The organism is Nisaea denitrificans DSM 18348, from assembly GCF_000426505.1.
Classification (GTDB): domain Bacteria; phylum Pseudomonadota; class Alphaproteobacteria; order Thalassobaculales; family Thalassobaculaceae; genus Nisaea; species Nisaea denitrificans.
Genome location: NZ_AUFM01000019.1, coordinates 72,167 through 97,141 on the forward strand (window position 1 = coordinate 72,167; position 24,975 = coordinate 97,141).

Below are 24,975 nucleotides of genomic sequence, written 5' to 3' on the forward strand. Positions count from 1 at the left end.
GCGTGAAGAGGATCGCCGATTTGTCACTGAGCCCCGTTTTATCGATGCCTGATTTCGACACCGACCCGGCTCCTCGGGCGACGTAATGACCATGCGTGGGGATACGGAGCGGGGCGGCAAGACAGCTGCTGTTGTCGGCGGCGGTATCACCGGGTGCGCGACGGCTCTCGATCTTGCTCGCCTCGGGTTTCTGGTGACACTCTACGAAGCTAAACCGCTGCTTGGTGGCATCCTGCGCGACCTCGAGAGCGGCGGGAAATGGTATTTCAATGGCTGCCAGTATCTGCGCACGGAGCAGGCGTGGCACAAGGCTTTGCCGGACGTGCTGCAAAACAATCTTTATCGGTTCGCGCACTATTACGGCTCCTATACCGATCTCGGTTTCGGTGCCGTCTCGCATGAGGATTTCGAGGCGCCCGTTTTCGATGCGCCGCCGGATGGTCTTGCCGATCCTGAGACCTTCCGCGCATGCGTCAGTCTGGCGGACAGGATGCATTGTTATCCGCCGGCTATCGGTGACGCCGTGCTTGGATGGCTCAGACATCTCGGGGCCGATCCGGAAGCGATTGATGCGGGAAATGCCTACAACGTCCAGCTTGGGCGTCTCTACCTGCGCGGTGATGTTAAAGAGATCGATACTCTGAAGGCCGGCTCGCCCGTTGCGGACGATTTGCTGGGGCTGCCGCGCACGGTCCGGGGCGAGGGGCGGCCGATCGGCAGTCTGCCAACCCATGGCTACAACGCCTTTTTCGATGTGTTCGAAACCATTCTGACCGAGGCAGGCGTCATTGTTTGCACAGGCCAGCCGGTCGTGCCGCGGTTCAAAGATGACACTGCCATTTTGAAGCTGCGCGGAGAGACCCTGAGGCCGGACCTGATCGTCTGGGCGGCGAACCCGACCCCGGTGATTGCCGCCGCCGGATTGGGGCGCCTTGATGATCCCTTTGTGGATATCACCGTGAGCGCGGGCAGCATCTCCGGCCCCGGGCTTCCGGCCGATCCCCACTATATGCAGGTCTACAGCACCGGCAGCCCGATCACGCGGATTTTCAGCTATCCGCGGGAGGGCGGGCACTCCGTCACGGTGGAGCATATGCCGGACGGGAAAAGCGCGCCGGAATTGCAGGCGCATGTGCAGGAGATCTGCCGGTCGTTCTATGGCGACGTCCGGATCGAGATCGCGGTCCAGCAGCCACAGCGGCGGCATATCTTCTTCTCGCCGGCGGACCGTGCGCGGTTCGACGCTTTCCGTGACCTCTGCACGACGCGCTATGTCAATTTCGTCGACGGGGCGTGGGAGAGTTACGCCCGCGACCCGAAGATCAACGGCATCGCATCGACCCTGAGGGCCCGGTTGCCTCTGTTGCCGTCCTAGAACTCAATCCCTGCTTGGGCCTTGAAGCCCTGACGGAACGGATGCTTGATCTGGGTCATCTCGGTCACCAGATGGGCCGCCTCGATCAACTCTTCCTTGGCGTTCCGGCCGGTGACGATGACATGCAGGTCCGGGCGCTTGTTCTTCAGGGTTTCGACGACTTCCTCAAGCGGCAGGTAATCGTAGCGCAGGACGATGTTCAGCTCATCCATCAGCACCATGTCGATGTCCGGGTCCGCCATCAGTTCCTTCGCCTGCTCCCAGGCGGCACGGGCGGCGGCGATGTCACGGTTCAGGTCCTGGGTGTCCCAGGTGAAGCCTTCCCCCATGGTGCGGATGGAGATCTGATCCGCGAAGGCTTCCAGCACCTTGCGCTCACCGGTCTCCCACTTGCCTTTGACGAACTGCACGACGCCGACATTCATGCCATGGCCGAGGGCCCGGCAGACCATGCCGAAGGCGGCTGTGCTCTTGCCTTTGCCTTTGCCGGTATGGACGATCAGCAGGCCGCCGGTTTCGGTCTTGGTGGCCATGATCTTGTTCCGGGCGGCCTTTTTCTTCGCCATCTTCTCGGCATGACGTGCGGCCTTTTCCGGATCTATTCCAGCTTCCGGCTCGCTGCCTGCCTCGATATTTTCGTCGCTCATGTTCTCGCTCCCTCTTGCCGTCCATCATGGCACCCGGCAACCCACGTGGGTCAACCAGCCAATGCCGTCAATTCCTCGTGCGCCGCGTTCCGGCGCGGACGCCATAACCCGCGATCCAGTGCTTCCCTGAGCTTCGCCGCCATCTCCTTCAGAGCGGCCGGATTGTGCCGCTCCAGGAAGGTGCGGACTTCGTCATCGCCGAGATAGGCGTCGAACACGGCATCGAAATGATGATCGCCGACGCAGCGCGCGGTGGCGGCGAAGGCGAACATGTAATCGACGGTGGCGGCCATTTCGAAGGCGCCCTTGTATCCGTGCCGCATCACGCCTGCGATCCATTTCGGGTTCACCACGCGTGCCCGGACGACACGCGCGACCTCTTCCTCGAGTGAGCGGATACGCGGGTTCTCCGGCCGCGAATGGTCGTTGTGATAGACCGTCGGCTGATTGCCGGAAAGATGCCGGATGGCAGCGGTGATGCCGCCCTCGAACTGGTAGTAATCGTCGCTGTCCAGCAGATCGTGCTCGCGGTTGTCCTGATTGTGCAGCACCAGCTCCACATCCTTCAGGCGGGACTCGAACAGCGCATGCGCGGCCTCGCCCTCGGCGCCCTGGCCATAGGCATAGCCGCCCCAGGCAACATAGGCGTTTGCGAGGTCTTCCTCGTTTTCCCAGAGCTGCTCGTCGATCATTGCCTGCAGGCCGGCGCCATAGGCTCCGGGCTTTGAGCCGAAAACGCGATAACCCGCCTGCTTTTCCGCCGCTTCCCGGCTGGCACCGGCTTTCTCGAAAGCTGCCGCATCGCTCTTGTAGCGGGCGGCGAGCGGGTTCTGCGCTGCGGGTTCGTCCAGTTTCGCGACGGCACGGGCGGCGCTGTCCAGCAGGTCGATCTGGAACGGGAAGGCATCCCGGAAGAAGCCGGAGACCCGGAAGGTGACGTCGACGCGTGGCCGGTCGAGCACGGAGGAGGGCAGGATCTCGAAACCGGTAACGCGGCCGCTGGCGACGTCCCATTCCGGCTTCACGCCCATCAGGGCGAGGGCCTGGGCGATATCGTCGCCGCCGGTCCGCATGTTGGCGGTGCCCCAGGCGGAGATCGCCAGCCGCTCCGGCCAAGCGCCGTTCTCCTGCCGGTAGCGTTCCAGCAGCAGGCAGGCGGACTTCCAGCCGAGCTGCCAGGCGGCGGGGGTTGGTACCGCGCGGGTATCGACCGAATAGAAATTCCGGCCCGTCGGCAGCACATCCGGCCGTCCGCGCGTCGGCGCGCCGGACGAGCCGGGGGCAACGAAGCGCCCGGCGAGACCGGTCAGCAGGCCCGCGCGCTCCGCCTCGCCACAGCCCGTGACGATCGGACGGAGATGGCTGTCGACCATCTCCAGCACGGCGCGGGTGCGCTCCCATTCGGGGGCTGCTCCCCGGCGCCCGGCGATGAGGTCGTGCGCCAGCAGTTCCAGCCGCTCTACCGTGTCGCCATGGGTGCGCCAGTGCTGGTCATCGACAGCGGCAAGCGCATCCGGACGGAGGCCTTCCCATGGCGCCCCCATATCGGTGGCCAGCGGATCGAACGGCTCACTATCCAGCTCAAGCCCGAGGTCACGTGCCAGAGCCCGTTGCAGGGAAGCGTCTCCGCCTTCGCCCTTGCCGCGCGGCACGCGGACCAGAGCGGTCAGTAGATCGTCCAGCAGGCGGCCTTCGGGCGCGGCACCGAAGATGTGCAGCCCGTCCCGGATCTGCAGTTCTTTCAGCTCGCACAGATAACCGTCCAGCCGGTTCAGTTTCTCCGCCTCGCCGTCCCGGTCGGAGAGGCCGAGATCCTTGTCGAGACCGATGGAGGCCATCTTCTCCAGGATCTGCTCCGACAGGAGTTTCAGGCGGCGCGGATCAACTCCGGCGGCCTGATAATATTCGTCTACCAGCGCTTCCAGCTCTTTCAGTGGGCCGTAGCTCTCCGCGCGGGTCAGCGGCGGTGTCAGATGGTCGATGATGACGGCGGCGGAGCGGCGTTTCGCCTGCGTTCCCTCGCCCGGATCGTTGACGATGAAGGGATAGAGATGCGGCATCGCACCGAACACGGCCTCGGGATAGCAGCTCTCGGACAGGGCCAGCGATTTGCCAGGCAGCCATTCCGTGTTGCCGTGCTTGCCCATATGGACGACGCCATGGGCGCCGAACTGCTCGCGCAGCCAGATATAGAAGGCGAGATATCCGTGTGGCGGGACCAGGTCCGGGTCGTGATAGCTCGCCGTCGGGTCGATATTGTACCCACGCGCGGGCTGGATGCCGACGAGCACGTTGCCGAGGGAGAGGACCGAAAGCCGGAAGGCATCGCCGGAGACGAAAGGATCGCTTTCGGGTGGCCCCCAGCGTTCCTCGATCTCGGTGCGGACAGTCTCCGGGAGCCTTGCGTAGGCCAGCTTGTAATCGGCAAGTGACAGCAGCGCGCCGCCCTTGCGGGAGGCCCGGTCGGAGAGATCGTTTGTCGGCCCGACGGAGAGCCGGCCGATCAGGGCATCGCCGTTGATCGGGATATCGCGCACGCCGTACCCGGCCTCGGCCAGCGCCCGCAGCACGGTGACGGTCCCGGCCGGGGTGTCCAGCCCGACGCCGTTGCCGAGCCGCCCGTCCTTGTTCGGGTAATTGGCCAGCACGATCGCCAGCTTGCGCTTTTTCGCATCGGTAGCGCGCAGGCGGGCCCACGCCGCCGCGAGCTTCGCCGTGAAGGTGATACGATCCGGCACTGGCTCATAGGTGACGAGGGAGCATTCAGTCGCTTCATCCCGGCGGGCTTCCGCCTTGAAGGAGACGGCGCGGGCCAGCACCCGGCCGTCGACCTCCGGCAGGGCCACGTTCATGGCGATATCGCGGGCGGAAAGGCCGTTGGTCGAGGTTTCCCAATTCTCCCGGTTGCCGCCGGAAAAGATCACCTGCAGCACCGTGCAATCGCCACCATCGAATGGGGTTTCGGTCCCTGGTGCGCCCGGTTTGGAGACCGCAAATCCGGTGGCGTTCAGGATCACGCCCGGCGGTGCCTGTTCGATGGCACCACGCACAAGACCGGCGGAGACCGGGTCCTTCAGGCTGGAGACAAAGATTGGTACCGGGGCCAGACCCTCAGACCGCATCGCCTCGATCAATGCATCCACCGGAGCCGTGTTGCCGGCCTGTACGAGTGCCCGATAAAAGACGATAGGCGCCGGATGCGCGCCGGGTTCAGACGCGGCCAGTACCTCTTCCAGAGACGGATGAGCCATGCCGGGCAGGTAATATCCCGCCTTTGGCAGAGGTGCCGGCTCACGCCACTCGGTTTCCGTTCCGATCAGGCTGGCGGCGAAACGGATGACCTCGGCGGCATTGCCGATCCCGCCCTCGATCATGTAGCGCCAGAGCCGCTGGGTGGCGGCAGTGTCGAGGCTGCCATACCCGGTCAGCTCCGGGTCTGGTTGGTCGTCGCCAGGCAGGAAGGCGAGCGGGATTTTCTTTTTCCGGCAGATCGCTGCGAGCTGCTCGACGCCATAGGGCCAGTACCCGATGCCGCCGATCACCCGGACCACGATCATCTTGGCGTGGATGGCCATCTCTTCGACATAGAGGTCAACGGAGAGATTGTGGCCGAGCTGCATCAGGTTCGCCAGCCGCAGGCTGGGGAAAGCGCCGTCGTGGTCTGCTGTCACCTGCGCATAGCCTTGGGCGAGGCAAGCGAGTTCAGTGTCCGCCGCGCTCAGGAACAGGATGTCGCCCGGCGTCTGGCCGAGATCGACAGCTTCGCTGCCATCCGTGACCGAGCCGGGAGTTGCCGCGAGGAGATGCATGGAGCCTCCGCCTTGTGCGGTTCGGTGGAATTATCCGGAGATGGCGCTGGCGATGGCGTCCCGGTCGAGCCCGTGATGACCGATTACCACGAGCCTTGAAGCGCGTGTTTCACCGGCCTGCCAGTCGCGGTCGAAATAGCGCTGGATGCGCGGGCCGACGCCCTGGATAACCTGCCGCATCGGCTTGCCCGGAATGTCGAGGAAGCCTTTCACGCGCAGAATGTCATGGCTCTCGACGGCCGCAATGATGCGTTCCTCAAGAGCTTCCGCGTCATCGACCACGCCGAGCGGCAGCACGAAACTGTCGAAATCCTCATGGTCATGCTCATGCCCGTCGTCATGGTGCGACGGACGGCTGTCGAGATCGTCTTCCGCTGCCGCACCCAGGCCGAGCAGCACATCCGCACCGAGTTGGCCATGGGCGCTGGTGACGGTCTTCACCGCGCTCCTGAGGTAGGGCGCAACGATTTCGTGCACTTTCGCGAGGCCCGCCTCGTCCAGCAGGTCGGTCTTGTTCAGAACGACCATGTCGGCGCATTGAAGCTGTTCCTCGAACAGTTCTTCCAGCGGGCTTTCATGGTCGAGGGACTCGTCCGCCGAGCGCTGGTCCTGCACCGCGTCGTGGTCGTCGGCGAAGCGGCCTTCGGAAACGGCGGCCGCGTCGATCACGGTGACCACACCGTCGACGGTGATGCGGGTGCGCACTTCCGGCCAGGCGAAGGCTTTCACCAGCGGTTTCGGCAGGGCGAGGCCGGAGGTCTCGATGATGATGTGATCGGGGCGCTCCGGACGGGCCAGGATGGCTTCGATGGCGGGCAGGAAATCGTCCGCTACGGTGCAGCAGATGCAACCGTTGGCGAGTTCCACCACGTCATCGTCACTGCAGCCCTCGATACCGCAGCCGGTCAGCAGCTCGCGGTCGACGCCGAGATCGCCGAATTCGTTGATGATGAAGGCGAAGCGACGGCCGCCGTTATGCTCGACCAGATGCCGGATCAGGCTGGTTTTGCCGGCGCCGAGAAAGCCGGTGATAACGGTGGCGGGGATCTTCTCTGTCATGTCTGTCTCCTGGGCCTTCCACGGCATTATGCCTTGGATCGGTGCGTTGCGCTCTCGTCACCGAACGGAAGACCGTGCCCTGATCACACCCCGGATCAAGGCGGGCGACGATGCTGGCGGCAGGTCTCCTGGCTCGCCGGGTCATAACGTTCTGTCCGCCTTCCCGGATGCAGGAAATCCTGCGTCCAGTGGCTTCGGGACAGACCGCTCGCCGGCTACAGTTGCGGGGGCAGCCGCGGCTTGATCCGGCAGACACGCCGAACCGACCGCGTTCCCTTTTGATCCCCCCTCCGAGTTGAAGGGCGGGAACCGTCAGCAAATCTCTTGTCGGACGGCGTGGGGACAGTGTCAAGGGAGCGCGTCGACGGAGAGGCTGAAATCGGCTACATTCATGCCTATATCGAAGGGAAGCCCCGCCCCGGCGGGCCGGAACCGGACATCCAGAAATGGCCATCACAGCGACGGCTTCGATAGCACCTCAACTCAGTACCCTGAACCGCAATGGAACGGGGCAGACAAGCTCGCCCACGGAATCTGGCGCACCTGTTGCTGCGGAAAACAGTGCGGCGGTTGCCGCCACTGCGGTTCTGGGCTCGTCCGGCCAGCAAAGCGCTGCCGTGTCGCAAGCCCAGTCTGCGCTGCGTTCCGCAGAGGATGCCGTCGCCCGGCGCGAGGCCGAACTGAACGATGCACAAAGCGCCGCTTCCGCCGCCTCCGACCGGGCTGACCAGCGCCGCCGGGCTTTGTCTGAAGCAGAGGGAGCCGAACGGATTGCCCTTGCCGAAGACCTCCAGCGTGGCTCTCTGGTCAATATTTCCGTCTGAAAATCAGGACCGTTTGAGGTTCAGGATTTCCGCCGAGATTGTGAGCGTAACCCTCTCGCCATCTCCGTAATAAGGGTTCGTGCGGAAAGTGAGCCAGCTCGGGAAAACGGTGAGCTGGCCATTCTTGGGCGCGACCAGCATGGGGCTGCCAACAGGATCTATGGGCAGTCCTGCTAGACAGGCGGCGCCACGGGGGTCGTCGATCTCGATGGTCCCGCTCTCGGGTGCGTCGGCGCTGGGTGTGTCGCCGGCCTCGACCGTATAGATCATCGTCAGGTGATGTCCCGGTTTCAGATGGCTTTTTTCATAGGCGCCGTAGCGCAGCACCGTCGCCGAGCCAGAGAGCCGGGCGTTGAATGTGCAGTCACCTCCGGCGATCTGCGGCACCACAGTCTGGAGGGCGCCGAGGGCGGTTTGGCGGATGGTGTCGATGCCCTTGTCCGGCCAGTCGAACAGATTGCCGCTGGATCGCCAGCCGCCGATAACACCCCCGGCATTCGGCTCGCCTGATGCCTCTCGGGTCAGGACGGCGGCTTTCAGCGCGTCATTGAGCGGCGCGCTGCCTTCGATGGAGAACATGAACAACCGGGTCGGGAAGACATCGAGAATATCCGTGCGGGAATCGAATTTCAGTTCCATCTGCCAGCCCCCTGCAAGCGATTATATGTCCGGTCACTTCCATAGCATGCCAGGGCGACGCTCGGTCAAACACCGGTTTGTCGTAGTTTTGTGAAGGCCGGGATGGGGTGTATTATGCAATTAAAAATTGTAAAATATTGAATTTCCGATAGAGTATAAAAATACTCAGCTAGGGAGGGTGCTATGCGGTACGGATGGACGTTGGGACTGCTTGTAAGTGCCGGGCTGGCTGGTGCGGAGAGTGCATTGGCGGCATGCGGCTGCGCGGATATGACGATTACAAGGCAAAATAATGTGACAATGTGCTCGCCGAGAAACATCGATGATTTCAACGAATGTGCGAAGCTGGCACCCAATGTCGGCGGAAACAACTGCGGCGCCAACGAATATCAATATACCTGCCCGACCGGCGCGAATTCCCAAATTCTGGGCGGCAATTCCCCAAGTCAAAAGACAGGTTTCTACGTTGATGCAACCTACGACAACGGGAGTAACGAAGCCCACTGCACGCCCGGTCAGATTCTCCAGATGTCCATCGTCAGCAACGGCCAGGCTGCCGGTAATCCAACCATCAATACGACTTCGGTGGATGGGGATACACGGATCGGCGGCCAGGATGTGCGGATCGATAATAATCAAGCGCACGAGTTCCCACAGGTTGGGGCGATGGTCCAGCAGGTGGCCTCGTTCGGTGGTGACAATTACCGGCAACCAGGAGACAACGGTGTTCTCAGCGGCTCGTCAAATGCAGGTTCCTGGTGGTGGGATAATACCGATCAGGAAAAAGATCTCGGACAAGGCGAAGCGGCGACTTGGCGTTACTCCTTTGTCTCGTTCGTTAATGGAAGTGGAGGGCAGCGCCCCAATTGTGCCTGTGCTTTCAACATAAACGTGACCTGGAACGCGAATCAGAATCCGGTGACGGCTTATGTCTATGATGCCGGTAACAGCGTGAATTGCGGAGGGCTGCAATAACCTTTCGGCGATCTTGGCGGCGGGCTTACTGCCCGCCGTTCTTCGCGAAATATTCCAGCGCCTTTTCGGCCATGTAGAGGTCGAAGGCGTCGTGGATGTCGATACCGGAGGCGACATCGTCGATCTCCAGGATATCGACCTTCATGCCGGTCCGTTTGCCGGCCCGGATCAGGTCGGCGCGGATGGCGGAGGCGAGGCCGGTATCTTCGCGGAACAGCGGCGTGCGGGTCTGGCGCGGGCCGTAGACGGCCATCCAGTCGAACACCCGCTGCCATTCCCCGTCCGCGTTCCGGGACCAGAAATTCTTGTGCGTCTTGTTGGCGACGAAGACCGTTTCCAGACTGTCGTCCGCCTTCAGCCGGTTGACGCACTCGGCGATCCATTCCGGCTTGCGGAAGATGTCCGTCGGCTGCAGGAAGACGACGATGCCGAACGGCCCGTCGATCTCTTCCGCCCGCTCCAGCGCATCCTTCAGCACCGGCTCGGTCGGCGTCAGGTCCTCGGCCAGCGAGCCTTCGCGCATGAAGGGGCACCAGGCCCCGGCGGCGACGGCGGCATCGCGGATCGCTTCATTGTCGGTGGTGACCAGCACCCGGTCGCAGACGCCGGAGGCGAGCGCATGCTCGACGGAATGGGCGATCAGCGGCTTTCCGCCGATCGGCTTGACGTTCTTGCCGGGCAGGCCCTTGGAGCCGCCGCGGGCGGGCAGGATGGCGAGAACGCGGTCAGACTTTGTCATGCGATGGAATTCCTGAGTTCGGTAAAGCGGTCCGCGACCATTTCGGCCATGGCGAGGCTCATGTCGTCGCGGATATCGACAAGGGCCCAGAACTGGTCGACCACCTCGAAGCCGACCGCGTCGCCGAGACGCCGGCCCTCGCGGATCAGCTCCGGCCGGGTGGCCAGCGCCAGGCCGACGACTTCCTGGAAATAGGTCGAGCTGCGCCGGTCGCCGCCCGGATCGAGCGCCTGGATGGTGCGGTCCGGGTCGAGCCGCCACAGGCTGGCCTCGAACTCGCGCACGCAGACCACACTGTCGAGATGCTCGCGGGCCGCCAGGTTCTCCGCCGTGCGCCGGATCAGGCCGCGCGGCCGGAACGGATGGGTCGGCTCGACGACGACGACCTGCTTCGCCGGATGTGCATCGAGCACGTCCACCAGCGCGTCCGAATAGCTCTCGGCTTTGCGGTCATGGATGGTGATCCGGTCGGCAAAGGGCGCAGCCTGGGCCTTCACCGCGTCATCGTCGGCGGTCAGCACCACATTGGCGTCCGGCAGATCTTCCAGCACCGCTTCGATGGTGCGGACAAGGCTGGAGGCACCGTGCAAGGGCTTCACCAGTTTCGGGGTCGAGCTGGCGCCGGAATAGACGGGGATGATGGTAAGGATGTCACTCATGGCGCGCTCGTCCGGATGTAGTCGATGACCTCGGCCACCCGCTTGGCGCGGCCCTCGTCGCGGCCCTGATGGATGCCGTGATGGTGATAGACCCGGAGGCCCGGCTCATAGAGGATTTCATGGCCGAGCGCGATCATGCGCTTGCCCCATTCCCGGTCCTCGACGCCGCGGATTTCCTCATCGAACGGATGCTCGTCCCAGATCGATTTGCGGATACCGGAATTGGCGTTGTGGAAGAAGTAATCCCGGCGCTGGCGCACCCGTTCGTCCCGGAAGGTGGTCCAGAGGTCGCGCCGGTCGATGGCGCTGGTGTCCGGCAGCGGCTCCTGCCGGCCATAGATGCCGCAGAGCTTCGGGTCGCCGTTCGGGCCGAGATGGGCCAGCAGGTAATCGGCCCAAAGCTCGTCCACCGGCACGCAGTGCGAGGAAATCAGCGCCACGGTGTCGTATTTCGCGGCGGCGATGCCGATATTCAGCGCCCGGCCGTAAGAGAACTCCGCGCGGCTGATATACTGGATGTTGACGCCATAGGCCTCGGCGATCGGCAGCGTGTCATCGGTGGAATCGTTATCCACCAGGATGACGTCGATATCCTTTACCCGCTGATGCTTCAGCGCGGTCAGGCAGCGGCCGATCCAGGCGGCTTCGTTCTTGGCCCGCAGGACGACACTGATCATGACTGCCTCCAGTCGTCTTCATCCACCACCCCGAAATCGAGGGCTGCGCCTTCGGTCAGGGCGTACAGCACTTTCTTTCCAAGCACGGTCGGCTTCAGCGACGCGGCGATGCCGGGGCCGCCTGTTTCCTCGGCGATATCGGCTTCTTCCAGCACCTTGCCGAGCGGGATCGGCCGGGCGGCTTTCAGGGTCGGCCGGGCCAGCCGGTGCAGCTCGATGCGGGCAACCATGGTCGGCGCGAACAGGATGGTTCCCCTGAGAGTACCTGTCTCCTGCATCGCCCGCAGCCGTTCCAGCGCGTCGAGATCGTGTACCAGAAAGGCTGGCCTCGTTCCGGCCTTGAGCAATGGTGGTGCGGACAGATGGTCGGCTGGAACGACGATGTCGAAATCTTCCGCCACCTTCTCCAGCTCCTCGTGCCGGATCGCATCGAGAGCGATCGGCCAGGCTTCCGCTTCGACCGTGTCCGCATGGTCGCCGAGCAGGATTACACCGTGTTTGAAATGTGCATCCTGTTCGCTGGCGGGTCTGATTTTCATGGTGCCGCTTACCCCGCGTTCCGCATGGCGTCGCGTACCGCATCAATCGGCAGCGCGCCAGGATTTGCCTTCTGGAAAGCAATCACCGCCTGGTCGAGATTCATGCCGAGCCCGTTTTGTACCTTCAGACCACGCGCCGCCGCCAGTTTCAGCAACGCGGTTTCAGTTGGCTGGTAGATGATGTCATAGACCAATGCGTGCTCCGGCAGGGCGGCGATCAGCGCCTCCGCGTCTGCACCGAGAGGTGTGCCAGCATCCCCGTCCTGATATCCGGCCGAGGTGCAATTCACCAGCACGCCACACTCCGAGAGCAGATCCGCCGTTAGCGGCAGCGCTGCCGCTGAGACATGCGCGCCGAGCTTCGCCGCCGCCTCCTGGGCCTTTACCGGGGTCCGGTTGGCGACCACCAGCTCTTTCACCGCGCCGGCCAGATAGGCCGCGACCGCGATCCCGGCCCCGCCGAGCCCGATCAACACAGCTTTGCGGGAGGCGAGGTCCGGCAGGGCGTCCGCGATCTGCGACAGCGCCCCAGCCCCGTCCGTATTGGCGCCGACCAGATCGTCCCCGTCCCGGTAGATCGCATTCACCGCGCCAATCCGTTCCGCCTCCGGCTCCAGCCGGTCCAGCAGCTTCGCGATCTCCTGTTTATGCGGCACCGCGACCGCACCGCCGATATAGCGTTTGTCTGCCTTCAGCGCCGCGACCAGCCCGGCCAAATTCTCCGGCGTTACATCCATCGGCACCATCGCGGCATCGATCCCGCCGGCCGTAAAGGCCGCGTTCCAGAGCAGCGGAGAGCGTGCACCTTTGGACGGGGTCAGCCCGAGAATGGCGGCGAATTTTTCGGTGGTGATGCGTGGGGCGTTGTCGAGAAAGTCCTGCACGTGGAACCGGTCCCGGGTGTTGGTTCGGAAAGTGGCGGAATGCCGCCGGAATAAGTGAGACTGGTTTAGCGCAGGTGGAGGTGCGGAGGGAAGGGTGAAGAATATGGCGAAGGCCAAGCTGCTGTAGAGCGGCGACTGGCGTGTCGCTGACAGCAGGTACTCGCTTACACTTCTCTAGGGCTTTGCGTGAAAGCGACGATCCGGTTTCGACCGGCTCTTTTTGCCTCGTAGAGAGCGAGATCGGCATTTTTCAGAAGTTTGTCGGCGTCAGGAGAGGCGTCGCTCAGCTCAGCGAGGCCGAAGCTGCACGTTACGTTGAACGCGACGGCATCGGCCTCGAATGCAATCTCTGAAATACCGATGCGCACTCTGTCGAGAAAAGCCACGGCTGCATCCTCCGGAGTCTCCGGCAAGATCCAGCAGAATTCCTCTCCGCCGATCCGCGCGACGATATCCGATTTGCGCAGAGTGCTCTTTAGAAACTCGGAGATCCGTTGCAGCACCAGGTCGCCAACTCCGTGGCCGTGCGCGTCGTTGACCGCTTTAAAGTGGTCGATGTCCATAATCACTATCGCCAGCGCGCTGCCGTAGCGGCGGGCCCTACCGATCTCGTGGTCCAGACAGACTTCAAGATGGCGCCGGTTGTAGAGCCCCGTCAGCGGGTCTCTTGTCGCCAGCTCGGTCAGTTTCCGGTTGGCTTCGCCGAGGTCGTGCGTTCGTTCGTCGATTTTGCTTTGCAGCGTTTCGTTGAACTCCTTGAGAGTGGCAATCATGACCGAAAAATGTTCGGTCAGTTCCCTGACCTCGCGCCACCCGCCGCCCTCTGGCGGTTTCGCAAGTTCGCCCCTCGTGACTTTCGCAGTGTGAGCCCGTAATTTTTCGATCGGCTTGGCGATAAAGAAAGACAGTCCTACACCGGCGAAGATCGCCAGCACGATGATGGAGAGCTCGGCGATGTAGATCAGCTTCGTGTTCCGGTTTACCAGAGCTGCGACTTCCTCTTCGTTGATCTTGGCGACGAGCCCCCAATCGAGTTCGGAGAGGTAGCGCGTTGACGCCAGGACGGGCCTTTCCAGATAGTCCGGAGCGAAGCTCATGACGATCTCGTTGCCCAGCATGGCCTGCGTGATCGGGACGTCGAGCCGGTCCATCGCAACACGCCGCCGGAATGCTGCCTTCTGGTCGTATTTGAGAGGAACAGCGAACAAGGCGTCGCCGCTCTCGTGGCGCACGGCGAACAACCATTCGCCGGTCTCGCCAAGCCCGGTGCGCTGCTGGACCAGTTCGGTAATAAAGGTGGTCTTGAATGCGAGCCGGATATAGCCCGAGACTTTGTGGTCGAATACCAGCGGGGCGACACTGGTGGCAATAACGTCTTCGCCGTCCTGTGTCAGGTAGATGCTCTCCTTGAAGACCTGATCGGGTTCGAGCCGCCAAGGTGCCGGTGCGGAGGACGTCGAGGCGACAAGATTGCTTTGCCGATCATAGACGGAGATTTCTTTCAGAAGGGTCAGCCCTTGTCTCGCGTCGAGGATGATGCGGGCGATGTCTTCTGCATAGGCCGCATCGTGCGTGCGATTCCACTCTGCCATATCGTGCCGAAGCTGTGTTCGGCTGGCGACCAGCGACGTGGTGTCCCGGATCCTGTCGACAGCCCCCAGAAGGCGCTGTTTGGCGATAAGGGACAGGGCCGAGAGATTCTCGGAGAACAGTTGACGCGTGTACTGGCCGAATTGACTATTCAGATATTGCAGACCGAGGAACATGGGGGCTGCCGACACGACGACGAACGCAATAATCAAGAGATGCTTGAGACGCATCGTTGTCGACCTCCTAATCGAGGCGCTTTATTGCGGCCAGCGCCCTTCCCCAACACAGACAGATCGGTTTTGATCGAAAGTGGTGAAAATTTCGCTAATGGCTTCAGCTGACGGAGAGCAACAGAGTGTCCTCATCAGCGAACAATCACCCCCTCCCAATCTGCTATCATCACCCCATCTCTCATGAAGCGCGGCAGTTCCGCCGCGCTCTGAGTTCTGGAGGCCAGCCATGTCGATCCGCGCCGTAAAATCCGAGTCCCATGCCCAACCAACGATGGAAGGGGCGGGCGTGCATCTGCATCGGGTGTTCGGGTTCGGGGATACGTCAGAGACCGATCCGTTTCTGATGATGGACGATTTCCGAAACGACGATCCGGCGAAATACCAGGCCGGTTTCCCCTGGCATCCGCATCGCGGTATCGAGACCATCACCTATGTGCTGGCGGGCGAGGTCGAGCACGGGGATTCCCTCGGCAATCACGGGGTGCTCGGGGCGGGCTCGGTGCAGTGGATGACGGCAGGGTCGGGCATCATGCATCAGGAGATGCCGCGCGGGAATGCGGCCGGCCAGATGCACGGCTTCCAGCTCTGGGCCAACCTGCCCTCGGCGCACAAAATGACGACGCCGCGTTACCAGGATATTTCCGGTGGAGACATTCCGGAGATCACGGACGATGACGGCACGAAGGTGAAGATCATCACCGGCGATTTCTGGGGCAAGCGCGGCCCCGTCGACGGCATCGCCGCCGATCCGCTCTATCTCGATATCTCCGTGCCGCCGAACACGACCAAGCGGCTGCCTGTGGACACCCATTCCAACGCCTTCGCCTATATCTTCGCCGGCGCCGGACGGTTCCGGGACGCTTCCAACCCGGTTGGTGTGCTGGTGGAGAAGGAGTTCGCCGGCGAGGAGCTGACTGTCCGCGACATGTCCGGCAACCGTACACTGGTGAAGTTCGACAGCGGTGATGAGATCAGCGTCACGGCAGGGCCGGAGGGCATCCGCTTCCTGCTCGTCGCCGGTAAGCCAATCAAGGAGCCGGTCGCCTGGCACGGCCCGATCGTGATGAACACAAAAGAGGAACTGCGGCAGGCAATCCACGACCTCAATAACGGCACCTTCATCCGCGAAGGCGCGACAGGGATCTGAGAGGCGTTCTCCTGCCCCCAAGTCGTCATCCCGACACAGGTCGGGATCCACCGTTCATAGAGCGGAGATCGTCATCATGGATCCCGATTTTCATCGGGATGACGGTTTTGGGCGGTAGGAGCGGGACTCACTCCTTATGCTTCGCCTGCTGGTCAAAGAAGGATGCGGTCGAGGGTAGTTGCGGCAGGGTGATCTCGTAAGGGATCGCCCGTACGCGGCCGGTCCGGACGCCGCGCACCACGGTGCCCTCGAACTTGTTCGGCATCGGGCTGGGCGAGACCGGCACGGAATCTTCCGCCGAATAGACCGAGATGAACAGTGTCCGCGGGTTTGCCGAGCGGTTCGGGGCGGAGCCGTGCAGAAGGCGGGTGTGCATCAGGCAGACCGAACCTGCGGGCCCGATACTGCGGACGGCCTTTCTCTGGCACTCCTCCGCGATGGCGTCGTCGATGGCGCCGGTGAAAACACCGTCATGCCAGAGGCCGTGGATCTCGCCCTTGTGCGAGCCGGGGAGCACTTCCAGCGGGCCGTTCTCTTCCGTTACCTCGTCCACCATGAGCAGCGCCGTGATCACGTCGTCATTGGTGTGCGGGGTGAAGGGGAAATCCTGGTGCCATTTTACCTGGGTGGCGCCGCCGGGCAGCTTGGAATTGATCTTCGAGTGATGGAATTTCAGATTCGGGCCGATCAGGTCGGCGACGCAATCGGTCATGTGGCTGGAGGCCATCGCCTCGTAATAGGCCTCGGACACCTCGACCGGCGCATTGACCCGGCGCAGGCCCGGTTTCTCTGACGTGTGGCCCGGCTCCACGTCGAAACGCGGCTTGTTGTTGATGGTCTCGCCATAGGGGGCGGCATGGCCCCGGCTTTCCTCGACCCAGCCACTGAAAGTATCGCGCAACCGCCCGAGCAGGTCCGGCGAGACGGCGTTTTCGATGGTGAGATAGCCGTCGCGCCAGAAGGCATCCCTTTGCGCGTCGCTGAGACCGGCCATCGCATTTTCTCCCGTGCTTGCGTGTGAACCTGCTTCAGGCTACGGACAGATCCCATGACGGTGCAAGTATTCCTCGACCAGGCATTTCTGGACAAAGTCTCCAACAAGAGCGCGCGGATCGGCGTGATCGGGCTCGGCTATGTCGGCCTGCCCCTGGCGCTGGCCTGCCTGAAGGCCGGGTTCCGGGTGATCGGCTACGATATCGACGGTGCCAAGATAACGGCGCTGACGGCGGAGCGGTCCTATCTGCCGCATATCCCGGTGGACGGGCTTGGCGCGCAGATTGCGGCGGGGGATTTTCTGGCGACGGCAGAGATCGCTGACCTCGGCGATGCGGATGCGGTGCTGATCTGTGTGCCGACGCCGCTGACCCCTGAGCGCGATCCGGACCTGCGCTATGTCCGCGATACCGCCGCCGCGCTGGCGTCGGTGCTGAAGCTGGGCGCGCTTGTGGTGCTCGAATCGACGACCTATCCCGGCACCACGGACGAGGAGCTGCGGCCTGTTCTCGAAGCATCGGGCCGCACGGTCGGCAAGGACCTGTTCCTCGCCTTCGCGCCGGAGCGCGAAGATCCCGGGAATCAAAACTATTCCATCGGCCGTATCCCGAAGGTGGTCGGTGGTGTCGACGAAGCTTCCGGGAAGCTCGCCGTGGCGCTCTACAGCGCCGTGCTGGAAAAGGTCGTGCCGGTCTCGAGCGCCGCGACGGCGGAGGCGGTGAAGATCACCGAGAATGTATTCCGGGCGGTGAATATCGCGCTGGTGAACGAGTTGAAGGTAATTTACGGCGCCATGGATATCGATGTCTGGGAAGTCATCGAGGCGGCCTCGACCAAGCCCTTCGGCTACATGCCGTTCTATCCGGGCCCGGGCCTCGGCGGGCACTGCATTCCGATCGACCCGTTCTATCTTGCCTGGAAGGCCCGCAGCGTTGGCCAGTCGACCCGCTTTATCGAGCTTGCGGGCGAGATCAACCGGGCGATGCCGGATTATGTCATCGACCGGCTGCGCGAGGCGGTGGACCGGCAGTCGGGCAAGGGCCTGAACGGCGCCGACATCCTACTGATCGGCATGGCCTACAAGAAGAACGTGGCGGACCAGCGCGAAAGCCCGGCCCTGACCATTCTGGAGAAGCTCCGGGCTGCGGGCGCTAAGGCAGGCTTTCACGATCCCTGGATTCCGGAAATCCTGCCGTCCCGCGAATTCGGCGCGCTTGCGGGCTGCAAGAGCGAAGGGCTGACAGCGGAACGATTGGCCGCGGCGGATGCCGTGCTGGTCGTCACCGACCACGACGATGTGGATTACGGACTGATCTCGACCCATGCCCGGCTGGTGGTCGATACCCGCAACGCCATGCGGGCGCGGGGACTGACAGGCGATCATATTATCTCTGCCTGACGAGTGTCTTTTTGGAGGCAATTTTTACGAGAAATAATAAATTTATACTCTATCATGATGCGCGCAATGGTGGCAGTCTGTGCCCGGTCATTTAGACGGGGAGAACGCAGTGGGACGGAAATTTTTAAATAACCAGCCGCAAGGCAATTCTGTGCGCCGCAGGGACTTTCTGGCAGGGACGGCTGCGGGAGTTCTTGGCGCAAACCTGATCTGGCAGCCGAAAGCCGCTGTGGCGGCGGGCACTGCGAAACCTGCGCCCGAAGGGGCCGAGATCGCCAGGGTGCGGATTTATCCCGCCATCGGGATTTGCCGCGTCGGTGGCAGCGATGAATGGTTCCATGCGCCGGAGGTGCCCGGCTTGCCGCCGATGCCGAACGGCGGTTTCAAGGATGGCGACCGGAAGATCAAGAAGCAGGTCCAGCGCTTCCGGGTCTATGCCTTCGATGCGCAGGACCGTGTCATTGGCGAGGTGACGGGCAGGGGGGCGAAAATCTCCTGGTCTGCCCATCTCGTGAATGCGAAGGCGGCCTGGTACGGCTTCAACAACCCGCTGGACAATGGCGATCTCGCCCCTGGTTTGCCAGGGCAGAAACGGAACCAGTATTTCACCGACAATACGGAACGTGAGCGGATGCTGGTGATCGATGGCGGGAAAAAGGATATCTCCGGGCAGAACGTGAATCCGGATGGAGCCGACCCCGCCTATGCCTTCGAGGGTGAATTCTGGGGGGAAGAGAAAGTCGGGCTCGGCAATGTCCGGACCGATGAGGAAGGCAGGCTGCTGGTTGTACCGCCGTCCGGTGTCTCGAATTCCCCGACCCAAGCCGCGATCACCAGTTTCGCCGATAATGACGGCTGGCATGACGACTGGTGCGACGGGCCGGTGACGGCGACGGTTCAGCTGGCCAACGGTGTGGCTTTCGAGGCCGATCCGGCCTGGGTTGCCTGCGTCGGTCCGAACTTCGCGCCGGACATTCCGCCGATCTCGACCATGTATGACGTGGTCAGCAACCTGAATGCCGAGGAGGGCTGGGTGGAGCCGCCGGAGGCGCCGATCTCCTTCCGGAAATACATTTACCCGACCTTCCGGCGCGTCGCGCTGATGGTCTGGCTGACCGACGCGGCGAACCTGCGGCAAGGCTGGATGGATATCGGCGATTTCTCCGACCCGGCCTTCATCGCCAAGCTCGCCAATCCGGACGAGGGCAACAGGGCGTTCCGGCTCTCGGTCTTCGAGAAATTTCGCAATCCGTACAACACCAAGCCGGATGCCTTCAAGGAAGAACGCCTGAAGATCCCTTACATGATGGGGGACGGGGTGAACTATTCCGGCAGTCCGCTGCAATGGTTCCAGTTCCCGAAGCAGCAATACGAGCACCTGCGGATGTGGGCGGCGGGACAGTTCGTCAATGATTGGCAGGATACCGAAGCGGATGCGGTCGAAAAGCTGGAAGACCTGCCGCTTGAACAACAGCCCCACGCGCTGACGGAAGCCGCCCTGGAGCCGTGTTCCGGCGGTGCGTTCCATCCGGGAGTGGAGCTGACCTATTATCTCCGGCTGGCGCCGATGTATCAGCGCAACACCGATGAGAATGCGGAACCCTTCCGGCTGGCCCATGGCGACCGGCCCAGTCTGGTGCAGGATCTGGGCTTTCTGCTGACACCGAAGATCGCCTTCGACGGCTACGGCGATACACCGCCGCCGATCGGTCCGCAAATGGCGGGGGACCTGACCCGCTGGATGGGACTGCCTTGGCAGTGCGATGCTTTCTCCTGTCAGCAGGTCCTGATGCAGGAGAATTACCCGACCGCAGTCTGGTGGCCGGCACTGCTGCCGATCGATGTGCTGCCCGAGGCCTATTACAAGGAATTGATGAACGAGACGCTTTCGACCAGCGAGCGCCGGAAGTTCTTCGACAACCGGGTGGCCTGGTCCCGCGCGGTGGCCGGGATCGGCTATCATGCCAACGGCAGTTATTGGGACGGCATTACCAACATGATCACCCTCTGGGAGCGGATGGGATTTGTTGTGAAGCTCCCCGGCCCGAGAGACGAGAAGGCACCGGCCGGGGTACCGAGAGAGGTTTATGTCGAGGTCGGGCGCGCGGACACGATGGAGTTCCGCTTCGACTGGAAGCCGAAGGACGGCATGTTGCCGAAATGACGGCGGCAGCGTTTTCGACAGCGGATATCGCGGTGGTTGGCGGCGGCATTGCGGCAACCGCCGCAATCCTCCGTCTTATCAGAACGGGGCATTCTCCCCTCTGGATCGCTCCGGGGCAGAAGGCCGGAGATCTGCCGGGGGAGCATCTGTCCCCGGCGGCCCGGCCGATGCTGGAAGAAATCGGCGCTGCCAGATTGCTCGATGCGGCCTGTCATCGTCCGGAACAATCCGTGTTTTCCGCCTGGGGCAGCGACCAATTGGCGGAACGCAGCGGGATCGTTCATCTCGAAGGACCCGGTACGGTTCTGGAACGGGCTGTGTTTGAGCGGGAAATGCGGGCGCTGGCCGTTGCCTCAGGCGCGGCACCCGTCGAGGCTCGGCTGATCGGGCTTGACCGAAATGGCGACGGCTGGGTTCTGGAGGTCGAAGACGGGGATCGGTTGGGCCGATGCGGCGCCCGGTTCATCCTGGATGGCTCCGGCCGGGGCGCCGTGATTGCCGGGATACATGCACCGGATCATGCCGCCCGGTTCCGGGCGGATCAGCTTGTCGCGCTGTGTGCTGTTCTTTCGCAGCAGGAAAATGCCGGGGTGGAGCCGACCCGGGCGACCCTGCTTGAGACCGTGCCGGAAGGCTGGTGGTACGCAACCTTGCTGGCGGATGGCCGGCTGGTGCTGAATTTCTATACAGACCCCGATTTGCTCCCCCAGGATGTGACGCGGGATGCAGATGTTTTCCGGGCGATGCTGGAGCGCACGACCTATGTCGGGCGATGGCTGCGTGACGCCGAATTCAACCTCGATGCCTCACCTGATCTGGCGAGTGCCGGTACGACCTGGCTTGCCCCTGCCGCTGGGGAGGGCTGGGCGGCCATCGGAGATGCCGCGGCAGCCTTCGACCCGCTGTCCTCCCACGGTATGACCACCGCGCTCTGGACCGGGATTAGGGGTGCCGATGCGGCGATGGCCAGGCTTGGCGGCGACGCAGAACCACTTGCTGCCTACGCCGAAAAGGTTGGTCAGGGCGTGCAGGAATTCTTGCAAAGCAGAGCCGCGATCTATGCCGAGGAACGGCGGTTCGATGCCTCTCCGTTCTGGCAGCGCCGCAAGAGAGCTTCGGCGGAAGCAATGGCGGCAGGCTCCTGATCTTCTGCACGGTATGACTTATCTGGCTTTCACCCGGTCCCTTGCCTGATGTATCGTCCGGCGTCTGACGCGGGTGACATAATTCCCGCGCGCAAGATCTTATGGGGACAGGCATGACGGGTCCGGTTTTGGTGACCGGCGCCGATGGGTTCATCGGCTCGCATCTGGTTGAAACGCTGCTGGAACAAGGCCAGGAAGTGCGGGCGCTCGCGCTTTACAATTCCTTTGGCTCGACCGGCTGGCTTGAGACGATTCCGAAAGAGCTGCGTGGCGGCCTTCAAATTGAGCTCGGCGACATTCGCGACAGGAGCTGTGTCGTCAGCATGGCGAAGGGCGCGTCGGCTATCCTGCATCTGGCGGCGCTGATCGCGATTCCTTACTCCTACAGGGCGCCCGAGAGCTACATCGACACCAACGTCACGGGCACGTTGAACGTGCTGGAAGCGGCGCGTCTCTGGGAGACGGAGCGGGTCGTCTGCACCTCGACCAGCGAGATTTACGGCACCGCCCAGTTCGTGCCGATCACAGAGGAACATCCGGTCAACCCGCAGAGCCCGTATGCAGCTTCCAAGGCGGCAGCGGATCATCTCGCGCTATCCTATGAAAAGAGCTTCGGCCTGGCGGTTTCGGTGCTGCGCCCGTTCAATACCTATGGGCCGCGCCAGTCCGCCCGCGCGGTGATCCCGACCATTATCACGCAGCTCGCGCGCGGGGCGGAGGAAATCCGGCTGGGTGCCGTATCGCCGACCCGCGATTTCACCTTCGTCCGGGACACGGCGCAGGGCTTCGTTTCGGCGATGACAGCCGACGCGGCCATCGGCCGTGTGACCAATATCGGAAGCGGTTTCGAGATCTCCATTGGCGAGACGGCAGCGGCCATCGGCCGGGTGATGGGCCGCAATGTCGAGATCGTTTCGGACGAACAGCGCATGCGTCCAGATGCAAGCGAGGTCGAGCGGCTGTTTGCCGGTGTTGCGGTGGCAGAAGGTAGTCTTGGCTGGGCGCCCGCACATGGCGGCCGCGACGGCTTCGACAAGGGGCTTGAGAAAACCATCGAGTGGTTCACCGACCCGGCGAACCTCGCCCGCTATCCGGAAGGATACCAGGTCTGATGACTACCGTTCTGAAGAACAGTGCGTTCGATCCGTCCGCCATTGTCGATGCCGTGCGCTCCGTGCTCCCGGAGAGCCGGCCGTTACCCCTGCACGAGCCGGAATTCATCGGCCGCGAATGGGAGTACGTGAAGGATTGTCTCGATACCGGCTGGGTATCCTCCGTCGGCTCTTATGTCGATCGGTTCGAGCAACTTGTGGCGGATGCGTCGGGAACCCGTTTCGGCATCGCCTGCGTCAACGGAACGGGCGCGCTGCATATCGCTCTGGTCGCTGCAGGTGTGGAGCGGGATGACGAGGTGCTGGTTCAGGCTTTGACCTTCGTCGCGTCCTGCAATGCTGTCTATCATGCGGGGGCGGTGCCGCATTTCGTCGATAGCGAGGGTGAGACTCTGGGCCTCGATCCAGATGCGCTCGACGCCTATCTCGAAGGCATCGCGGAGATTCGGGGTGGCGCGGCGTATAATCGCAAGACCGGTCGCCGGATCAGCGCGGTCGTGCCGATGCATGTTTTCGGACATCCGATCCGCATGGACCGACTGGTCGAGGTAGCCGCGCGCTGGCATTTGGCATTGGTTGAGGACGCGGCGGAAAGCCTCGGATCGACCCGGGACGGCCGGCTGATGGGAAGCGGCGGGCTCCTTGCGGCTGTCAGCTTCAACGGAAACAAGACGATCACGACAGGCGGTGGCGGCGCGGTGGTGACCAATGATGAGGCGTTGGCCAAGCGGTTGAAGCATCTGACGACGACGGCGAAACTGCCGCACCGCTGGGCCTTCGATCATGACGAAATTGGCTATAATTACCGGCTGCCGAACCTGAACGCGGCCCTTGGCTGCGCTCAGTTCGAGATGCTGCCGCAATTTCTTTCGGAGAAGCGGGCACTAGCGGAACGCTATCGTGCGGCTTTTGCCACTGTTCCGGATGCGGAGTTCTTCGGGCAACCGGAAGGGTGTGTCAGTAATTACTGGCTCAATGTAGTGATGGTGCCGGACCGGGCGGCACGCGAAGCGCTGCTGGAAGCGCTCAACGCGGATGGCATCCAGGCCAGGCCCTGTTGGACGCCGATGCATGAGCTCTCCTTCAACGGCGAATGCCCTCGGGCATCTCTCTCGGTGACGGAAGAGTTGGTGGACCGGATCGTCAATCTGCCGAGCAGCCCGAAGCTCGGGCGCCAGGGCTGACGGCATGAAACGCCAGACCATCGCCGGCGTGACCGGCAGCCGCGCCGATTTCGGCATCCAGAAACCGGTTCTGGAAGCCATTCTTGCGGAGCCGGATTTTGCGCTCGATCTCTATGTCACCGGCATGCATCTGTCGCCCCGGTTCGGCAATACGGTCGACGAAGTTGAGGCTGCGGGCTTCGAGATCGCCGGCAGGATCGATTGCGAGACGACCGGCGGTTCTCATGAAGACGTGGCGCTCTCGACCAGTGCCGGGATGGCCGGTTTCACGCGGGCGTGGAGTGGTAAGAGACCAGATCTTGTCCTGTTACTGGGCGACCGTTTCGAGACCTTCGCTGCTGCTTCTGCCGCTTATCTGCTGAATATTCCCATTGCACATATCGCCGGTGGCGATGTCACGTCAGGCTCACTTGACGACGGCCTGCGACATGCGATCTCGAAATTCTCCAACCTGCATTTCACCACCAACGAGGAGGCCAGCGCGCGCCTGATCCGGATGGGAGAAGATCCGGCGACAGTACTCACGACAGGGTCACCGGCACTCGACTCGATCCTGACGCTCGACCTTTTGTCACGGGACGAGGTGGAGCGTCGAGTTGGGGCGCCGCTCGGCAAGCATCTGCTTGTCGTCACCTTCCATCCGGCGACTGCGGATAAAGGCTCACCTGTAGAGCAGTTCGGTGAACTTTTAGCCGCTCTCGAGGATCTTCCGACAGATCACGTGTCGCTAGTCACCTACGCCAATGCCGATACCGGTGGTGCGGCTCTTAACCTGGCCCTGGAGGAGGCTGCATTATCCTCATCCCGAATCCTCGCCCGGGAGTCACTCGGCCAGATGCTCTATCTCTCGGCATTGCGTCACGCCTCAATGGTCGTCGGTAATTCGTCCAGCGGTCTCTATGAGGCACCTTCTTTCGGCATACCGACGGTGAATATAGGCACTCGCCAGGATGGCCGGATACGGGCCACGTCGGTGGTCGACTGCTTGCCAGAGCGGGATGCGATCACCGCAGCGATTCACCGGGCTTCGGCGATGGATTGTTCCAATACGGTTAATCCATATGGTGACGGTCGGGCGACGGAACGGACTATTGCACGCCTCCGGACCGCAGCGCCTTTCGTCGGGGTCGGCATGAAGCGCTACCACGACCCGTTATAGGCAACAGGCGGCGCCGGAAACCG

21 protein-coding genes and 1 riboswitch are annotated in these 24,975 nt (G+C 62.7%); of the genes, 10 read left to right on the forward strand and 11 right to left on the reverse strand.

Annotation, left to right across the window (positions count from 1 at the left end; all coding sequences use genetic code 11):
- The first annotated feature begins 85 nt into the window (after positions 1-85).
- Positions 86-1,375 (forward strand): FAD-dependent oxidoreductase, encoded by a 1,290-nt coding sequence (locus K328_RS0114400; RefSeq protein ID WP_028466571.1) that lies wholly within the window; start codon positions 86-88, stop codon positions 1,373-1,375.
- Here the strand turns inward: K328_RS0114400 and cobO are convergent.
- Genes cobO through cobW form a run of 3 tightly spaced genes read right to left on the reverse strand, consistent with a single transcriptional unit; the run spans position 1,372 to position 6,890 of the window.
- Positions 1,372-2,022 (reverse strand): cob(I)yrinic acid a,c-diamide adenosyltransferase, encoded by a 651-nt coding sequence (gene cobO, locus K328_RS0114405; RefSeq protein WP_051284933.1) that lies wholly within the window; start codon positions 2,020-2,022, stop codon positions 1,372-1,374. The two genes, K328_RS0114400 and cobO, sit on opposite strands and share 4 nt — an antisense overlap.
- A gap of 50 nt (positions 2,023-2,072) precedes the next feature.
- Positions 2,073-5,831 (reverse strand): cobaltochelatase subunit CobN, encoded by a 3,759-nt coding sequence (gene cobN / locus K328_RS0114410; RefSeq protein ID WP_028466573.1) that lies wholly within the window; start codon positions 5,829-5,831, stop codon positions 2,073-2,075.
- Positions 5,832-5,861: 30 nt separating this feature from the next.
- Positions 5,862-6,890, reverse strand: a complete 1,029-nt coding sequence (gene cobW, locus K328_RS0114415) for a cobalamin biosynthesis protein CobW (RefSeq protein ID WP_028466574.1) — start codon at positions 6,888-6,890, stop codon at positions 5,862-5,864.
- Positions 6,891-6,991: 101 nt separating this feature from the next.
- A riboswitch (cobalamin riboswitch) is annotated at positions 6,992-7,219 on the reverse strand.
- A gap of 117 nt (positions 7,220-7,336) precedes the next feature.
- Between cobW and K328_RS0114420 the strand changes: the two genes are divergently transcribed.
- Complete coding sequence (locus tag K328_RS0114420) at positions 7,337-7,714, forward strand: hypothetical protein (RefSeq protein ID WP_028466575.1); 378 nt, start codon at positions 7,337-7,339, stop codon at positions 7,712-7,714.
- Between the two features lie 3 nt (positions 7,715-7,717).
- On the opposite strand, the gene K328_RS0114425 is transcribed toward K328_RS0114420, so the two are convergent.
- Positions 7,718-8,353 carry a putative 2OG-Fe(II) oxygenase gene (locus tag K328_RS0114425; protein WP_028466576.1) on the reverse strand — a complete coding sequence of 212 codons (636 nt, stop codon included), beginning with the start codon at positions 8,351-8,353 and terminating at the stop codon, positions 7,718-7,720.
- 201 nt (positions 8,354-8,554) lie between these two features.
- On the opposite strand from K328_RS0114425, the gene K328_RS0114430 reads away from it, so the two are divergent.
- Positions 8,555-9,328 carry a hypothetical protein gene (locus tag K328_RS0114430; protein WP_156901362.1) on the forward strand — a complete coding sequence of 258 codons (774 nt, stop codon included), beginning with the start codon at positions 8,555-8,557 and terminating at the stop codon, positions 9,326-9,328.
- A 25-nt stretch (positions 9,329-9,353) separates the two neighbouring features.
- On the opposite strand, the gene K328_RS0114435 is transcribed toward K328_RS0114430, so the two are convergent.
- The 6 genes from K328_RS0114435 to K328_RS25915 form a co-directional block, all read right to left on the reverse strand.
- Entirely contained in the window at positions 9,354-10,067 is a 714-nt protein-coding gene (locus tag K328_RS0114435) for an acylneuraminate cytidylyltransferase family protein (protein WP_028466578.1), read from the reverse strand.
- The gene (locus K328_RS25910; RefSeq protein ID WP_028466579.1) at positions 10,064-10,726 is read right to left on the reverse strand and encodes a glycosyltransferase family protein; all 663 of its coding nucleotides are present in this window, start codon (positions 10,724-10,726) and stop codon (positions 10,064-10,066) included. The genes K328_RS0114435 and K328_RS25910 overlap by 4 nt, the downstream gene beginning before the upstream one ends.
- Positions 10,723-11,403 (reverse strand): glycosyltransferase family 2 protein, encoded by a 681-nt coding sequence (locus K328_RS24165; protein WP_051284934.1) that lies wholly within the window; start codon positions 11,401-11,403, stop codon positions 10,723-10,725. The genes K328_RS25910 and K328_RS24165 overlap by 4 nt, the downstream gene beginning before the upstream one ends.
- Complete coding sequence (locus tag K328_RS0114450) at positions 11,400-11,942, reverse strand: hypothetical protein (RefSeq protein ID WP_028466580.1); 543 nt, start codon at positions 11,940-11,942, stop codon at positions 11,400-11,402. The genes K328_RS24165 and K328_RS0114450 overlap by 4 nt, the downstream gene beginning before the upstream one ends.
- A gap of 8 nt (positions 11,943-11,950) precedes the next feature.
- The gene (locus tag K328_RS24170) at positions 11,951-12,826 is read right to left on the reverse strand and encodes a shikimate dehydrogenase family protein (RefSeq protein WP_051284935.1); all 876 of its coding nucleotides are present in this window, start codon (positions 12,824-12,826) and stop codon (positions 11,951-11,953) included.
- Between the two features lie 164 nt (positions 12,827-12,990).
- Positions 12,991-14,646, reverse strand: a complete 1,656-nt coding sequence (locus tag K328_RS25915; protein ID WP_051284936.1) for a sensor domain-containing diguanylate cyclase — start codon at positions 14,644-14,646, stop codon at positions 12,991-12,993.
- Positions 14,647-14,875: 229 nt separating this feature from the next.
- On the opposite strand from K328_RS25915, the gene K328_RS0114465 reads away from it, so the two are divergent.
- On the forward strand, positions 14,876-15,796 hold the full coding sequence (locus tag K328_RS0114465) for a pirin family protein (RefSeq protein WP_028466581.1): 921 nt from the start codon (positions 14,876-14,878) through the stop codon (positions 15,794-15,796).
- Positions 15,797-15,923: 127 nt separating this feature from the next.
- Here the strand turns inward: K328_RS0114465 and K328_RS0114470 are convergent, their stop codons facing one another.
- Positions 15,924-16,790 carry a phytanoyl-CoA dioxygenase family protein gene (locus K328_RS0114470; protein ID WP_028466582.1) on the reverse strand — a complete coding sequence of 289 codons (867 nt, stop codon included), beginning with the start codon at positions 16,788-16,790 and terminating at the stop codon, positions 15,924-15,926.
- A gap of 54 nt (positions 16,791-16,844) precedes the next feature.
- On the opposite strand from K328_RS0114470, the gene K328_RS0114475 reads away from it, so the two are divergent.
- The 6 genes from K328_RS0114475 to neuC all read left to right on the forward strand — a co-directional run bounded on the left by K328_RS0114475 (position 16,845) and on the right by neuC (position 24,952).
- Complete coding sequence (locus tag K328_RS0114475) at positions 16,845-18,188, forward strand: nucleotide sugar dehydrogenase (protein WP_028466583.1); 1,344 nt, start codon at positions 16,845-16,847, stop codon at positions 18,186-18,188.
- A 109-nt stretch (positions 18,189-18,297) separates the two neighbouring features.
- A complete protein-coding gene (gene goxA / locus K328_RS0114480) occupies positions 18,298-20,352 on the forward strand; it encodes a CTQ-dependent glycine oxidase GoxA (protein ID WP_205620672.1) in 2,055 nt (684 codons plus the stop codon).
- The gene (gene goxB, locus K328_RS0114485; protein WP_028466585.1) at positions 20,349-21,497 is read left to right on the forward strand and encodes a glycine oxidase maturase GoxB; all 1,149 of its coding nucleotides are present in this window, start codon (positions 20,349-20,351) and stop codon (positions 21,495-21,497) included. The genes goxA and goxB overlap by 4 nt, the downstream gene beginning before the upstream one ends.
- A 113-nt stretch (positions 21,498-21,610) precedes the next feature.
- On the forward strand, positions 21,611-22,609 hold the full coding sequence (locus tag K328_RS0114490; RefSeq protein WP_028466586.1) for a GDP-mannose 4,6-dehydratase: 999 nt from the start codon (positions 21,611-21,613) through the stop codon (positions 22,607-22,609).
- On the forward strand, positions 22,609-23,793 hold the full coding sequence (locus K328_RS0114495) for a LegC family aminotransferase (protein ID WP_036554414.1): 1,185 nt from the start codon (positions 22,609-22,611) through the stop codon (positions 23,791-23,793). Before K328_RS0114490 ends, K328_RS0114495 begins: the two co-directional genes overlap by 1 nt.
- A 4-nt stretch (positions 23,794-23,797) precedes the next feature.
- Complete coding sequence (neuC, locus tag K328_RS0114500; protein ID WP_028466588.1) at positions 23,798-24,952, forward strand: UDP-N-acetylglucosamine 2-epimerase; 1,155 nt, start codon at positions 23,798-23,800, stop codon at positions 24,950-24,952.
- The last annotated feature ends 23 nt before the right edge of the window (positions 24,953-24,975 follow it).

What these genes read in the sequence shown, in the direction of transcription:
- K328_RS0114420 (WP_028466575.1), top strand. Translation starts at nt 7,337, where the DNA reads ATGGCCATCACAGCGACGGCTTCGATAGCACCTCAACTCAGTACCCTG.
- cobW (WP_028466574.1), bottom strand. Translation starts at nt 6,890, where the DNA reads ATGACAGAGAAGATCCCCGCCACCGTTATCACCGGCTTTCTCGGCGCC.
- K328_RS25910 (WP_028466579.1), bottom strand. Translation starts at nt 10,726, where the DNA reads ATGAGTGACATCCTTACCATCATCCCCGTCTATTCCGGCGCCAGCTCG.
- K328_RS0114475 (WP_028466583.1), top strand. Translation starts at nt 16,845, where the DNA reads ATGACGGTGCAAGTATTCCTCGACCAGGCATTTCTGGACAAAGTCTCC.
- K328_RS0114450 (WP_028466580.1), bottom strand. Translation starts at nt 11,942, where the DNA reads ATGAAAATCAGACCCGCCAGCGAACAGGATGCACATTTCAAACACGGT.
- goxB (WP_028466585.1), top strand. Translation starts at nt 20,349, where the DNA reads ATGACGGCGGCAGCGTTTTCGACAGCGGATATCGCGGTGGTTGGCGGC.
- K328_RS0114470 (WP_028466582.1), bottom strand. Translation starts at nt 16,790, where the DNA reads ATGGCCGGTCTCAGCGACGCGCAAAGGGATGCCTTCTGGCGCGACGGC.
- cobO (WP_051284933.1), bottom strand. Translation starts at nt 2,022, where the DNA reads ATGAGCGACGAAAATATCGAGGCAGGCAGCGAGCCGGAAGCTGGAATA.
- K328_RS0114465 (WP_028466581.1), top strand. Translation starts at nt 14,876, where the DNA reads ATGTCGATCCGCGCCGTAAAATCCGAGTCCCATGCCCAACCAACGATG.
- K328_RS0114435 (WP_028466578.1), bottom strand. Translation starts at nt 10,067, where the DNA reads ATGACAAAGTCTGACCGCGTTCTCGCCATCCTGCCCGCCCGCGGCGGC.
- K328_RS0114425 (WP_028466576.1), bottom strand. Translation starts at nt 8,353, where the DNA reads ATGGAACTGAAATTCGATTCCCGCACGGATATTCTCGATGTCTTCCCG.
- neuC (WP_028466588.1), top strand. Translation starts at nt 23,798, where the DNA reads ATGAAACGCCAGACCATCGCCGGCGTGACCGGCAGCCGCGCCGATTTC.
- K328_RS0114495 (WP_036554414.1), top strand. Translation starts at nt 22,609, where the DNA reads ATGACTACCGTTCTGAAGAACAGTGCGTTCGATCCGTCCGCCATTGTC.
- cobN (WP_028466573.1), bottom strand. Translation starts at nt 5,831, where the DNA reads ATGCATCTCCTCGCGGCAACTCCCGGCTCGGTCACGGATGGCAGCGAA.
- K328_RS0114400 (WP_028466571.1), top strand. Translation starts at nt 86, where the DNA reads ATGACCATGCGTGGGGATACGGAGCGGGGCGGCAAGACAGCTGCTGTT.
- K328_RS25915 (WP_051284936.1), bottom strand. Translation starts at nt 14,646, where the DNA reads ATGCGTCTCAAGCATCTCTTGATTATTGCGTTCGTCGTCGTGTCGGCA.
- K328_RS24165 (WP_051284934.1), bottom strand. Translation starts at nt 11,403, where the DNA reads ATGATCAGTGTCGTCCTGCGGGCCAAGAACGAAGCCGCCTGGATCGGC.
- K328_RS0114490 (WP_028466586.1), top strand. Translation starts at nt 21,611, where the DNA reads ATGACGGGTCCGGTTTTGGTGACCGGCGCCGATGGGTTCATCGGCTCG.